This is a genomic window from Micromonospora sp. KC207, from assembly GCF_004348615.1.
Lineage (GTDB): Bacteria > Actinomycetota > Actinomycetes > Mycobacteriales > Micromonosporaceae > Micromonospora.
In genome coordinates this window covers 1-11,819 of sequence record NZ_SMKJ01000232.1, presented here as the reverse complement: position 1 = coordinate 11,819, position 11,819 = coordinate 1, and the positions used below count along the sequence as shown (strand labels likewise).

The following is an 11,819-nucleotide window of genomic DNA, read 5'->3' as shown; positions in this document are numbered from 1 at the left end:
TCCCCACACACCACCGCCACCGCACCCGGCGACCGCTCCACCCACCGCCCCACCAACTCATGCACCAACAACCCAACCGACTTTCCCGACACCGACGACGACTCGAAGGCCGCCACCGACCACGACCGCACCAGCGACCGCTCGGCGGCGTCCATCGCCGCGAGGTGTCCGATCCCCAGTCTGGGCTGATCGAGCGCGCTGCCCAGCAGTCGCGACCAGTGCCGGAAGAAGTGGCCGACCGAGTCACGCCGGAACAGGTCCGTGCAGTATTCGATCTCGATCTCGTACCGGTCGCCGACGTCGTAGACGGTGAACGTGAGGTCCAGCTTCGCGGTGTCCGTGGGCACGAACTCCCGGGTCAGGAACGACTCGCCCGCGCCGGCCGCCGGCCCGTTCTCGTGGAACGCGAACAACACCTGGACGAGCGGGCCGTGGCTGGGCACCCGCTGCGGCACGAGACGGTTGACCAGCCGGTCGAACGGCACGTCCAGATGTTCCAGGGCGGAGAGCACCGACTCCTGGGTGCGTTCCACCACTGTCTCGAACGTCGGTTCGCCGCTCAGGTCGGTACGGGCCACCAGCGTGCCGGCGAACAGGCCGACCACGTCCAAAAACCGGCTGTCCCCCCGGCCGGCGACCGGGGAGCCGACGACGAGATCGGTCTGGCCGGTCTGCCGGTACAGGAAGACGTTGAAGGCCGCGAGCAGCACCACGTACGGCGTGACCCCGCTGCGCCCGGCAAGCGCCCGCACCCGGTCCCGGACCCCTGGCTCCACGGTGAACCGCACGGTCTCGCCGCGATAGGTGAAGTCCCGGGGCCGGGTCAGGTCGCGGCCGAGTTCGAGCAGCCCCGGGGCACCCCGTAGCTGCTCGACGCGGCGGTCGAGTTCCCGCTGCGCCTGCGGCCCGGCCAGCCACCGTTGCTGCCGGGCACAGTGCTCGACGTACGCCGCCTCCGTCGCAGGTGGCACGGCGGCGCCGCCCAGTCCCGCGGCCAACTCCCGTTCGATGATCTCCAGCGAGAGGCCGTCGACGGCGATGTGGTGGAACGTCAGGTGGGCGAGACGCACCTGGTCGTCGACGGCGAACACCGCCGCGCGGACCAGGGGCCCGGCGCCGAGGTCGAACGGCCGACGCGACACCGCCCGTACCACCTCGGCGCACCGCGCCTCGCGCTCGGCGGCCGGGCAGCCGGTGAGGTCGTGAACCTCCAGGGGGAACTCGCGGCCGGGCAACGGACGCTGCGCCGGCTCGCCCTCGATCTCCTCGAAGGCCATGAACAGCGCGTCGTGCCGGGCCAGCAGGCGGCTCACGGTGGAGACTGCCTCCGACAGCGGTACGGCGGACCGCAGCCGCCACGAGACCGGGACGTGGTAGGCGGCGCTGGCCGGCGTCAACCGGTCGAGGAACCACAGCCGCTGCTGCTCGCTACTCAACGGCCAACGCCGATTGTCCTCAGTCATTGAGCGCGGCGTTCTCGGCCTGGGCCATGGCGAGGGCGAGGCTTCTCGGCCGCATGTCCTGCCAGTTCTCCTCGACGTACCGCAGCGCCTCGTCCCGGCCGCCCGGCCCCCATGCCACGGTCCAGCCCGCCGGAACCTCGGCGAATTCCGGCCACAACGAGTGCTGCGACTCGGCGTTCACCAGCACCAGAAACGTACCGTCCGCATCGTCGAATGGATTCATGATCCGCCTCCGGTCCACGTCGATGCCGCAGGGAGTCCACATAGCCCCCGGGAAGCGGCCGTGGAGAATCCTGCCGGGTGATTCAGGCGGCGGCCAGAAATTGCCACTTTCATAAACTGACAGTTGGGGTAAGCGGTTTCACGAGAGCAAACGGGCAGGCGGACGCGCCGGCGGACAGAATTCCCGGATACGGAAGTGCGGGACAAAAGGCGGCTACGCCGGGTCGGCCACCGGAATCAGTGACACGATCTGCAGTTCGCTCGCACTCGGATCGGTGAGGGTGACGACGTCGACCAGGGTCGTCCGGTGATCGCTGGAGAGGCGGATGCCGCGCCTCGACCGCAGGGCGCACCCGTACGCGGCCTGGGCGTTCCACAGGCACCGGGCCTCGGGGTTGGTCGCCAGGCAGGCGTCGACCAGCGCGGCGATCACCGCGTCCTGGGGGTGCAGCGCGCGGGCGATGCGCATCTGGGTGAGCAGCGGCGCCGCCCAGTCGGTCTCCCAGTTGACCAGCCGACGGCGCGCGTCCGCGTCGGTGAACAGCCAGCGGGGATAGCTGGGATCGGTGCGCAGCCAGGGATAGTAGGCCTCACAAACCTCGTTGTGCAGCACCACCCGCGCGTACCGATCGAGGACGTAGGTCGCCCAACGCTGGCCCTCGACGAACTGGCGCAGGGCGGGGCCGAGGACGACGCCGGTCGTGTCGGCCGACGACGGCGGCGGCGGCATCCGGCCGACGGCGAGGAGATACAGCAGCTCCCGCTCGTACCGGTCGAGTCGCAGCGCCTCGGCGGCGGCGTCGAGGAAGGCGTCCGAGTAGTTGGCCCGCACCCCGCGTTCGAGGTTGCTGTACCAGACGACACTCACCCCGACGATCTCCGCGATCTCCTCCTGGGTGACGTTCGACCGACGACCCCGACGTCTCCGGGCGGCCTGGTGGTCGTCCGGCGACAGCCGGTGCCGCCAGGCTCTGACGCAGGCGGCCAACTCGCTGTTCTGATCCGCCGAGACCTGCCGAAAGGCAACCATTTCTCCCTCGTCCTGGCGCAGCAGCCATGAATGATTGATTCCACGCACTGAGATCCGACCGAAATGGAGCACCGACCACCGGTCACACGGGGCTCCTGCGGGGCTGGAGCAGGGCAGACCGATCGGTCGACGACTGCCCGTCATCGCCACCGAGGGATCCTGCGTGCGCCGCATTTAGCCAGCGGGCCAAATACCGCTCGCGACGACACCGGCACAATCCAGTCCAGTGGCCGTCACGAATGTGGATGCTACCGGCTGAGGACCCGGACACCAATAGCCGAGTATCGGTTCGATCACCATCGGGTCACCTTCCCCCGCGCTTCCCGCAGCCACCTGCACCCAATCGTCACGGAGTTGGCCGCACTGCCCCCTTGGCCACGTCCACGCAAGTGCCGCACGACTTGCCCGTGATAGCCCTGTTGCGTAGAAAGGCGACGGCCGGCCGCAATCCCCGTGACGTTCAGATGCTTTCAATAGGCTCGCAACTTGACGGGTTCATGGTCGTCGCGTGGGGCGGGCGTCCCAAGTAAGGGGTCCAGGCCTGGCGGATGAGGCTACGGGTGGTGATGATCGGTCCGGGCACGAGGGGTGCCTGGCTGGCCCGGCGCCGGCTGACGGCGATCGACGCGACCAGTCTCGACGTGGCCGACACCCGGCCAACGTAGAACGCTTCGGCCGAATGGGACCGGGGCCGAAGGCGTCGGCGTACCCGAAACCGCACTTCGCGGCGTCAGCCGAGAGCGGCAGCCATGCGATCGCCTGGGGGCACAGTTGCGGATCGCAGTTACTTCGTCGTCCGGCGACGTGATCACCGACGGTGTTTCCTGTTGGAGGCGTTGCCGGTGCGGAAGCCGGTGTGGCCATGCTCATCGGCACCGGTACGGTCGTGCCCTCCCAACCGATGCTGCGGGCGGGGCGATGTGATCGCGGCCTGTGTCAGGGGCTGAACGCCCGTCTGCGGCCGTCTCCGGATGCGCCCACCTCCGGGCAGGCGCATCCGGGCGGGTCACAGGGCTCGCCGCCGGACCCGCCATACGACCACCGTGAGCAGCACCGCGGTCAGGCTCAGGAACAGCGCGGCCTCGATGAGCTGGAAGGTCCAGAAGCGCTCGGCGGGGTGGAACTCCACCCACTGCAGGACCCCGCGATCGCGCAGGTGGGTAGCCAGGTCCAGGCCGGACCGCCGGGCGTCCTGGTCCATGTGGTACACCTCGGGCAGGCCGAGCCGGCGGCCGGCGGCGTCGGAATAGCCCGTCGCGAGGATCCAGTCGAGATGGTTGCCGGTGGACGTCCTCGGCCCGCCGACGTCGACCGTGGTGTCCCTCGCGGTCACCGGGTTCGCCAGGGTCTGCGGCGGCGCGTAGTGCGGGCGCAGCGCGCCGGCAACGGCGACCCGCACCGCGAGGAACGCGGCCAGCGCCGCCGCGAGCGCGGGCAGGCTGCGCCGCAGCAGCACCCCGGCCGCCGCGGCGAACGCGAACGCGAACAGCGCGTACGCAGCGGGAACGACGCCCTCCAGGTCGAACGCGTCGGCGGTGAACCGGCCGTCGAGCGCGTCCAGCGGGTGGCGGTACCAGGTGACCACGGCGCTGAGAGCGAGGGTCAGCACGACCACCAGCGAACCGAGCGCGGCGAGCTTGACCGCCAGCCACCGCATCCGGGGCACGGACTGCGTCCAGGCCAACTGCCACGTGCCGGTCTCCAGCTCACGGGCCAGCAGCGGTGCGCCCAGGAACGCGCCGATGACGAACGGCAGCAGATTGAACAGGGACAGCATCTTCGAGGCGTACCCGTGCTCCTCCCACAGCCGCTGCAGCGCCACGGCGCAGCCCTCAGCGACGGAGCCGCCCGCGCAGCGCGCGACGCCGTGCGGGAAGAGGCCGTGCATGGACGTCCCGAGCAGTAGCAGGACGGCCGCCGCCACGGCGACCAGCAGCGCCAGGACAGTGGCCTCGGCGCGGTGCTGACGCCAGGTCAGCCAGGTCATGCCGCCACCGCCTCTGCCGTGGTGGCCGGGGTGCGGCGCAGATAGGCGAGCACGAGTTCCTCCAGCCCGACGGGGTTTGCCTGCCAGCCGGGAGCGGTCGGGCCGCCGCCGTCGCGTACCAGCAGGGTGGTGTGGCGGTCGCTGTGCGTCGCCGACACGATGGTGGCCGAGCTTTCGGGCTCGGCGGAGACGCGCGGGCCAACGAGCAGGCGGTGTTCGGCCAGCAGGGTCTCGATGTCCCCGGTGAGCGCGACCCGGCTGCCGTTGAGCACGACCAGGTGGTCGCAGACGCGTTCCAGCTCCGGCACGGCGTGGGAGGAGAACAGCACGGTGACCCCGTCGACGGCGACCGCGCCCATGAGCACCTGCAGGAACTCCAGGCGGGCCACCGGGTCCAGGGCGGCCATCGGCTCGTCGAGCAGCAGCAGGGCGGGGTGCTTGGCCAGGGCCAGCGCGAGCGCGACCTGGGCCTGCTGGCCGCCGGAGAGGACGCCCGCGCGACGGTCCAGCGGAATACCGAGTTCCGCCATGCGGGTTTCCACCAGGTGCCGGTCGAAGCGGGGGTTGCAGGACCGGCCGAAGCGGATCAGCTCGGCGACGGTGAAGTGCTTGAAGAGGGGATGGTCCTGGGCGAGGAAGCCAATGCGCGCGAGCACCTGCGGGGTGTTGGCCGTCGGGTCCTCGCCCAGCACCCGCACCGTGCCCGCGGTCGGCGCGAGCAGCCCTGCGGACAGGCGCAGGAGGGTGCTCTTGCCCGCGCCGTTGGGCCCGATCAGGGCGATGACCCGGCCGGCCGGAACCTTTAGGGTGCAGTCGCGCAGCGCCCAGGTGCGGCGGTAGCGCTTGGACAGCCCTTCGGCGGTCAGCGCGATGTCTGTTGCTGTCATGCGGCTTCCTTGTCGATCGATTGCTGCACGGTGGTGAAGAGGGCTGCGGCGGCCTGCCGGTCGAGCCCTGCGGCGTATGCCTGGTGCAGCCACGCTTCCAGGCCACGCCGCAGTGCGCCGTACGTCGCCGGAGACAAGGCGGCGGTCTGCGTGGAAGTGATGAAGGTGCCCTGCCCTGGGCGCCCGACCGCCAGGCCTTCCTGCTCCATCTGCCGGTACGCCTTGGCGACGGTGTTCGGGTTGATCGCGAGGGTCTCCACGACCTCACGGATCAGCGGCAGCCGGTCGCCCGGCTGCAGGAACCCCAGCAGCACGGCCTGCCGAACCTGCTGCACGAGCTGCAGGTAGGTCGGCACGCCCGAGTGGCTGTCGAGCCGGAACACGAACATGCCCGAACTTTACTCCTTTACTAGGGAAGTAGTAAAGGATCCGCGCGGACGGCCGGATCTCACCGGCGGGGCTCGACCTCCTCCCGCTAGAGGCCCGGCGGGGGCGGCGCACGAGACGAACCCTGAGGACGCCTATATGGTGGGACTACAGGTGAGCGGTGCAGATCGAAGGTGCCTGGCAGCTGCGGCTACCAGCAGGGGAGGATGCGATCACAGTGACGTCGGCCATGCCGAACGCGACCCGCAACACCCGTCAGCGGGCTGAGGTGCTGACGTTGCTGCGCGAGGTCGAGGGGTTCCATTCGGCGCAGCATCTGCATCAGATGCTGCTCGCCCGGAGGGCGCGGGTCGGCCTCACCACCGTGTACCGGACCTTGCAGCTGCTGGTCGAGGCCGGCGAGGTGGACTCCACCCGGCTGCCCGGCGGTGAGCAGTTGTTCCGCCGGTGCAGCCAGAGCAAACATCATCACCATCTGGTCTGCCGCGAGTGCGGGCGCACGGTGGAGGTTGCCGGGCCCGCCGTGGAGCGGTGGGCCGACCGGATGGCCGCTCAGCACGGCTTCACCGACGTCGGCCACACCCTGGAGGTCTTCGGCATGTGCGCGGAGTGCTCACGCTGACCGTCGCCGATCCGGCCCAGCCACCCGTGGGCCCTGATCGGAGCTGGTTGGCGGCACGCGGCTGTTCGAGGCGGCGGGCGGGTTGGCACCACCACCTCTTTCCTCACGTGCCGGCGCAGGTCGCGCAGATGCCTCTGACGTCGAGTCGGTCAGGATGTGGGGTGAAGCCGGTGTGCTGGTGCAGCTCGCTGAGCCAGCCCGTCACGATCTCGGGCGGGCACTCGGTCACCGCGTCGCAGCGGGTACAGATCAGGTGCTGGTGCGGTGCCGTACCGCAGTGGCGGTAGGCGCGTTGGCCGCCCAGGTCGAACGTGTGCAGCAGCCCGGCGTCGGCGAGACTGTGCAGCGCTCGGTAGACGGTGGTCAGGCCGATGTGCCGCGCGGTGCTGGTGAGTTCGGCGTGCACCTGCTGGGCGGTGAGCGGGCGGGAGTGTCTGGCCAGCAACGCCAGGACGGCGCGGCGCTGCGAGGTGGGCGTCAGACCCGCGACCCGCAACTGCGTAACGAGGGGCGTGGTCATGGCGGTTAGGGGTGGACGCCGAGCGTCTTGCGCAGGTCGGCCGTCTCGGCGGGGATGGCGGCGCGCAGAGGCTTGACGCGCGCTCGATGGTCCGACCACTCGGCACGGATGTGGTCGCGGGCGATCGTCAGGCACCAGGCCCGCTCCTGCCGGGCCGCGCCGACCGGCTGCGGTGTCAGGGCCCAGTCGACGGATGCCCCGGTGCTCATCATCAGCCCCGGGGTTCGCGGCGGGCGTACTTCTGGCGGAACTTCTCGACGCGGCCGGCGGTGTCGAGCAGGCGCTGCTTACCGGTCCAGAAGGGGTGGCTCGCGGCGGAGATCTGGACGTCGATGACGGGGTAGGTGTTGCCGTCGGTCCACTGGATCGTGTGGTCGCTGGTGGCGGTGGATCGGGTGAGGAAGGCGAAGTCGGCGCCCTTGTCGCGGTAGACGACGGGCCGGTACTCGGGGTGGATGCCGGGTTTCATGCGGGTGACGCTCCTTCGGTGTTGGTGTTGGGCGGTTCCTCTGCTTCGAGGGGGAAACAGCCGGTGAAAGGGTCTTGGTAGGTGCGCCAGGTTTCCTCGCCGTCGGCGAGTTCGGCGTCGGTGAGCAGGCAGCCGGTGAGGGTGTGGTGCAGCTCGGCGGGGTCGATGCCGAGGCCGATGAAGACGAGGTGTTGGTGGCGGTCGCCGTAGTAGGGGTCCCAGTCGAGGGCGGCGGCGAGGCGGCGCTGGTCCTCGACGTGTTCCCAGCGGTCTTCGGGCAGGCTTACCAGCCAGTGTCCGAGGGAGCCCATTGCCAGGCCTCCGCCGGCGAATTCCCAGGCCACAACGGTGTCGGGTTGGCTGGCCAGCCAGAGGTGGCCTCGGGAGCGGATGATTTCGGCGTTGACGTCTTCGAGGACATCGTGCAGGCGTTGGGGGTGGAATGGGCGGCGGGCACGGAAGACGGTGGAGACGACTCCGCAGTCAGGTTCGGGTTCGTGGATGCCCAGTGTGTAGCCCTGTAGACCGCGGGTGAGGATCCCGGGGGTTTCCGGCCGGTGCCGACGGGTGTGGCGCAGCTGACGGGTCAGCGTGGTGGCGTCGACGCGGTCGTCGTCGACGCGGATGTGAGCCGCCCACGGTGCCATTCGTTGCAGCAGGATCGCCATCCTGCTGGTGTCGAAATCTCCCTCTCGGGACTGCCCCCACAGCAGCAGGGTGTCGGCGTACTCGATCTGCCGGACCACCACGTCGGCGAGCGCGCGGTGGTCGTCCTCGGCGGCCTGGATGCCGAGCGCGGTGAGGTCGTCGGTGCTGGCGAGGCCGTCGAGCAGGTGTTCGGCGTCGAGGACTGTGACGTAGGAGTCGACGCGGAGAAGGTCGGTGATTGGTGCGCCGTCTATGAGGCAGTAGGCGCAGGCGGCGGCGACCGCCTCGGGTTCCACCACCTCGGGCAGCATGAGCACGAGGTCCTGGCCGGGGTGGCTGCGGGCGAGCCGGACGAGGGTGGGCAGCACGTCCTCGCGCAGGGTGCAGGAGACGCAGCCGTGCCGCAGCTCGACCTGCTCGTCTTCGATGATGCCGGCGCTGGAGCGGACCACACGGCGGACGAGGCCGTCGCGCAGGGCGGTGAGGTCGTGCCGTACGAGCAGCAGTGACGGATCGGCGGCGAGGAGTGCGCGGGCGACGGCGAAGGTCGCCGCCGGCCAGAACCCGGACAGCACGGTCAGTGACGGGCGGGTATCAGCGTCGGCTGTCACGGCATGGGTCGGAGCCTGTGGTGACGACGACATCGTGTTCCTCTCGACTTACTTGAAAACGATTGTCATTCTAAGCACATGGAAGTTGCCGAAGCCAGCGGTGAGGTGCGGACGCACGGGGTCGAGGCCCGGCAGTCCGGCGACGTCCTCACCGTCACGGTTCAACTGAGGTTCGGTCCCGCCGCCCGCCCGGAGGACCTCGGCCGCCTCGATGCGCTGCTGGCCCTTCTGGGCGGCGACCCGGTGTTGGTGTCGCCGCCGAAGGAGCCGGATCGTCACTTGCGGATCGATCCGCAGGCGCGGGCGGTGTACTGCGGTCGTACCGAGGTCGCGCTGACCCGCCGGGAGTACGACCTGCTGCTCCACCTGGCCGAACATCCACGCCAGGTCTTCACCCGGCGGCAACTTCTCCAGCGCGTCTGGGAGCAGTCCCGCACCAGCCCCCGCAGCGTGGACGTCCATGTCCGGCGGTTGCGCGCCAAGTTCGGCGCCGATGTGCCGGTGGTCACGACGCTACGTGGTGTCGGCTACCGCCTCGGGGTCGACTGCGCCGTCGAGATCGTCGACGCCCTGGCGTAGATGTGGCCGAACAGCTGATGTAAAACTGAAAATCGTTGTCGTTACCGTTGTGATTTCCCTCAAGGAGCGAGCACTGTGTCCCGACGTTGTGACGTCACCGGCGCGAAGCCGAGCTTCGGCAACGCCGTGTCCCATTCCCACCGGCGCACCCGCCGCCGCTGGAACCCCAACCTGCAGAACCACCGCTTCTGGCTGCCCTCGCAGCGGCGGTGGGTCAGCCTCACCCTGACGGCCAAGGCGCTCAAGACCGTGGACCGCAAGGGCATCGAGAAGGTCGTCGCCGAGCTGTACGCCCGGGGAGTGAAGCTCTGATGCCCCGCCAGACCGACGTGCGGCCGATCGTGCGGATGCGCAGCACCGCTGGCACCGGCTACACGTACGTGACCCGCAAGAACCGCCGCAACGACCCGGACCGGCTGGTCCTGCGCAAGTACGACCCGATCGCGCGCCGGCACGTCGAGTTCCGCGAGGCACGCTGATGGCGAAGAAGAGCCTGGTCAACCGGCAGACCCGCCGCGAGGAACTGGTGGCCCGACACGCCGAGGCGCGAACCGAGCTGAAGCGGCTGGCCGCCCACCCGGACACCGACCCGGACGCACGCGCCGAGGCGGTACGCCGACTCAGCCGGCTACCGAGGGATTCGAGCCCGGTACGGCTGCGATCGCGCGACCAGATCGACGGCCGCCCCCGCGGAGTGCTGACCCGGTTCGGGCTGTCCCGGGTCCGGTTCCGCGAGCTGGCCCTACGTGGCGAGATGCCCGGAGTCCGCAAGGCATCGTGGTGATGTCGTCACACAGCGCCAACGGCGTGGGAGGCGGCCGGTTAAGCACCGCCGGTTCGGGCCACATGTACCACTGCGCGCAGGTGTGTGGTGTGGAGGGAGAGGGATGAATGCGACGGTGAGGGCTCGCGGTCTCGCGGGCCTGGTCGCCGGGGCGGTGGTGGTCGCCGGCACGGTGCTGGCGCCCGCCACCGCGTCGGCGGCCGAAAAGGTGGTGCTGTCCAAGGGGCACACCGACGCGATCGACGTGCACTACGACAGTGGTGCGCTGTCGTTGAAGGTCAACGACGACACAGTGAGCCCCGCGGTGCAGCGGGATCCGGCGGACGTGACGTTCCAGGTCCTGCCGGGGGCGGCCATGGCCGTTCCGGACGATCCCCGCTTCGCCTTCCTCGGGCCGGCGGGGAGCCAGGTCTGGCTGCTGCCCATGACCCAGGACCCGGATCTGCTCTGGCCGGGTTGGAACACCACGACGCTCGACTCCGGGGTGTTCGAAGGAAACAAGGTGCGGCTGAGCCTGGTGGGCGTACAGGGGCCGGGCGACGTCACGCTGTTCACCCAGGACTCGTTCGGCGGTCCGATCATCAAGTTCCGCGATGCCGACGGGCTGCCGGACGCGATCGACGTCCCGGTGAAGACCCACGCGCACTCGAACTGGGCGTTCAGCGCGCTGGGCAGCTACACCCTGAGGTTCCAGGCCGACGCGACCCTGATCAATGGCACCACGGTCAGCACCGGGCCGGTCGACTACTCGTTCGTCGTCGGCGAGTTGCCCGGCAGCGGGCCCGAGGTCGGCTTGTCGATCAGCGGCATGGCCGACGAGTACCAGCCGAACGACACCGTCACGCTCAACGCGGTGCAGACGCCGCAGACCGAGCTGGACCACTACCACTGGTTCAGCAAGTGCCCGGGCGCGGCCGACTGGGCCGTCATCCCGGGTGAGGCGGGGGCCAGCTACTCCTTCACCGCGACCCGGGAGCTCAACGGCTGCGAGTACGTGGCCAAGCTCTACGACGACGATCACGCGATCGCCGCGACCAGCGAACCGGTGACCCTGTGGGTGGCGTTCCCGCCGCAGGAGCCGGGTACCTCGCAGACGATCACCGCGTCGATCGACGGAACGCAGGGCTCGCTGGTGATCAGTGTCAATCCGGACGACCGGGCCGTGGTGCTGCCGCCCGCGCAGCTGAACGTGGCCGGTGACCGGTGGGAGAGCATCGGCGAGCTCCGGCCGGTCACCGTGACCGACACCCGCGCCGGCCAGCCGGGATGGAGCGCGTCCGGGCAGATCCCGGCGGACTTCACCGGGCCGGCCGGGGCGACGTTCAGCGCCGGGTACCTCGGCTGGAGCCCTCGGGTGCTGGCTCAGGGTTCCGGGCAGGGCGTGGTCGCCGGCCCGGTGGTGGCACCGTACGTCATCGGCAGCGGCGGCGGCCTCGGCAACAGCGCGGTGCTGGGCTCGGCGTCGAGCGGTGCCGGCCGGGGCACCGCCCAGCTGGGCGCGGGGCTGCGGCTGAGCCTGCCCACCGAGACGGCTGCGGGGACCTACACCGCGACCCTCACCCTCACCGCGATCTGACCACACCAACACGTCCGGTGGCACGGCACTGAGC

General features: G+C 70.1%; 16 protein-coding genes. 6 read left to right on the top strand and 10 right to left on the bottom strand.

Annotated elements, in window-relative coordinates:
- The 6 genes from E1258_RS24225 to E1258_RS24195 all read right to left on the bottom strand — a co-directional run.
- The coding region (locus E1258_RS24225) for a condensation domain-containing protein (protein WP_243715651.1) at positions 1-1,463 on the bottom strand (1,463 nt) is incomplete at its 3' end.
- Positions 1,456-1,686 (bottom strand): MbtH family protein, encoded by a 231-nt coding sequence (locus E1258_RS24220; RefSeq protein WP_207919691.1) that lies wholly within the window; start codon positions 1,684-1,686, stop codon positions 1,456-1,458. The genes E1258_RS24225 and E1258_RS24220, both read right to left, overlap by 8 nt.
- Before the next feature lie 213 nt (positions 1,687-1,899).
- Positions 1,900-2,715, bottom strand: coding sequence for a helix-turn-helix domain-containing protein (locus tag E1258_RS24215; RefSeq protein WP_165949889.1), 816 nt, complete (start codon positions 2,713-2,715; stop codon positions 1,900-1,902).
- A gap of 1,006 nt (positions 2,716-3,721) precedes the next feature.
- Complete coding sequence (locus tag E1258_RS24205; protein ID WP_132405172.1) at positions 3,722-4,702, bottom strand: ABC transporter permease subunit; 981 nt, start codon at positions 4,700-4,702, stop codon at positions 3,722-3,724.
- Positions 4,699-5,589 carry an ABC transporter ATP-binding protein gene (locus E1258_RS24200; protein ID WP_132405170.1) on the bottom strand — a complete coding sequence of 297 codons (891 nt, stop codon included), beginning with the start codon at positions 5,587-5,589 and terminating at the stop codon, positions 4,699-4,701. The genes E1258_RS24205 and E1258_RS24200 overlap by 4 nt, the downstream gene beginning before the upstream one ends.
- Positions 5,586-5,978 carry a GntR family transcriptional regulator gene (locus E1258_RS24195; protein WP_132405168.1) on the bottom strand — a complete coding sequence of 131 codons (393 nt, stop codon included), beginning with the start codon at positions 5,976-5,978 and terminating at the stop codon, positions 5,586-5,588. The genes E1258_RS24200 and E1258_RS24195 overlap by 4 nt, the downstream gene beginning before the upstream one ends.
- 227 nt (positions 5,979-6,205) lie before the next feature.
- Here E1258_RS24195 and E1258_RS24190 point away from each other — a divergent pair, with 227 nt between their 5' ends.
- On the top strand, positions 6,206-6,598 hold the full coding sequence (locus E1258_RS24190) for a Fur family transcriptional regulator (RefSeq protein WP_132405166.1): 393 nt from the start codon (positions 6,206-6,208) through the stop codon (positions 6,596-6,598).
- 103 nt (positions 6,599-6,701) lie between these two features.
- On the opposite strand, the gene E1258_RS24185 is transcribed toward E1258_RS24190, so the two are convergent.
- The 4 genes from E1258_RS24185 to E1258_RS24170 are packed head-to-tail and all read right to left on the bottom strand — an operon-like array spanning position 6,702 to position 8,879.
- Positions 6,702-7,118, bottom strand: a complete 417-nt coding sequence (locus E1258_RS24185) for a Fur family transcriptional regulator (protein WP_132405164.1) — start codon at positions 7,116-7,118, stop codon at positions 6,702-6,704.
- A 5-nt stretch (positions 7,119-7,123) separates the two neighbouring features.
- Positions 7,124-7,330 carry a hypothetical protein gene (locus tag E1258_RS24180; protein ID WP_243715650.1) on the bottom strand — a complete coding sequence of 69 codons (207 nt, stop codon included), beginning with the start codon at positions 7,328-7,330 and terminating at the stop codon, positions 7,124-7,126.
- The gene (locus E1258_RS24175) at positions 7,330-7,587 is read right to left on the bottom strand and encodes a type B 50S ribosomal protein L31 (RefSeq protein WP_007074968.1); all 258 of its coding nucleotides are present in this window, start codon (positions 7,585-7,587) and stop codon (positions 7,330-7,332) included. Before E1258_RS24175 ends, E1258_RS24180 begins: the two co-directional genes overlap by 1 nt.
- Positions 7,584-8,879, bottom strand: a complete 1,296-nt coding sequence (locus E1258_RS24170) for a GTP-binding protein (RefSeq protein ID WP_132405162.1) — start codon at positions 8,877-8,879, stop codon at positions 7,584-7,586. The genes E1258_RS24175 and E1258_RS24170 overlap by 4 nt, the downstream gene beginning before the upstream one ends.
- 45 nt (positions 8,880-8,924) lie before the next feature.
- On the opposite strand from E1258_RS24170, the gene E1258_RS24165 reads away from it, so the two are divergent.
- The 5 genes from E1258_RS24165 (at position 8,925) to E1258_RS24145 (ending at position 11,785) form a co-directional block, all read left to right on the top strand.
- Positions 8,925-9,425 carry a winged helix-turn-helix domain-containing protein gene (locus tag E1258_RS24165; RefSeq protein ID WP_132405160.1) on the top strand — a complete coding sequence of 167 codons (501 nt, stop codon included), beginning with the start codon at positions 8,925-8,927 and terminating at the stop codon, positions 9,423-9,425.
- A gap of 75 nt (positions 9,426-9,500) precedes the next feature.
- Positions 9,501-9,737 (top strand): 50S ribosomal protein L28, encoded by a 237-nt coding sequence (rpmB, locus tag E1258_RS24160; RefSeq protein WP_132405158.1) that lies wholly within the window; start codon positions 9,501-9,503, stop codon positions 9,735-9,737.
- Positions 9,737-9,904: a 50S ribosomal protein L33 gene (gene rpmG, locus E1258_RS24155; RefSeq protein WP_132405156.1), complete on the top strand. Its 168-nt coding sequence runs from the start codon at positions 9,737-9,739 to the stop codon at positions 9,902-9,904. The genes rpmB and rpmG overlap by 1 nt, the downstream gene beginning before the upstream one ends.
- Positions 9,904-10,209 carry a 30S ribosomal protein S14 gene (rpsN, locus tag E1258_RS24150; protein ID WP_007074963.1) on the top strand — a complete coding sequence of 102 codons (306 nt, stop codon included), beginning with the start codon at positions 9,904-9,906 and terminating at the stop codon, positions 10,207-10,209. The genes rpmG and rpsN overlap by 1 nt, the downstream gene beginning before the upstream one ends.
- A 103-nt stretch (positions 10,210-10,312) precedes the next feature.
- Positions 10,313-11,785 (top strand): choice-of-anchor M domain-containing protein, encoded by a 1,473-nt coding sequence (locus tag E1258_RS24145; RefSeq protein WP_207919690.1) that lies wholly within the window; start codon positions 10,313-10,315, stop codon positions 11,783-11,785.
- The last annotated feature ends 34 nt before the right edge of the window (positions 11,786-11,819 follow it).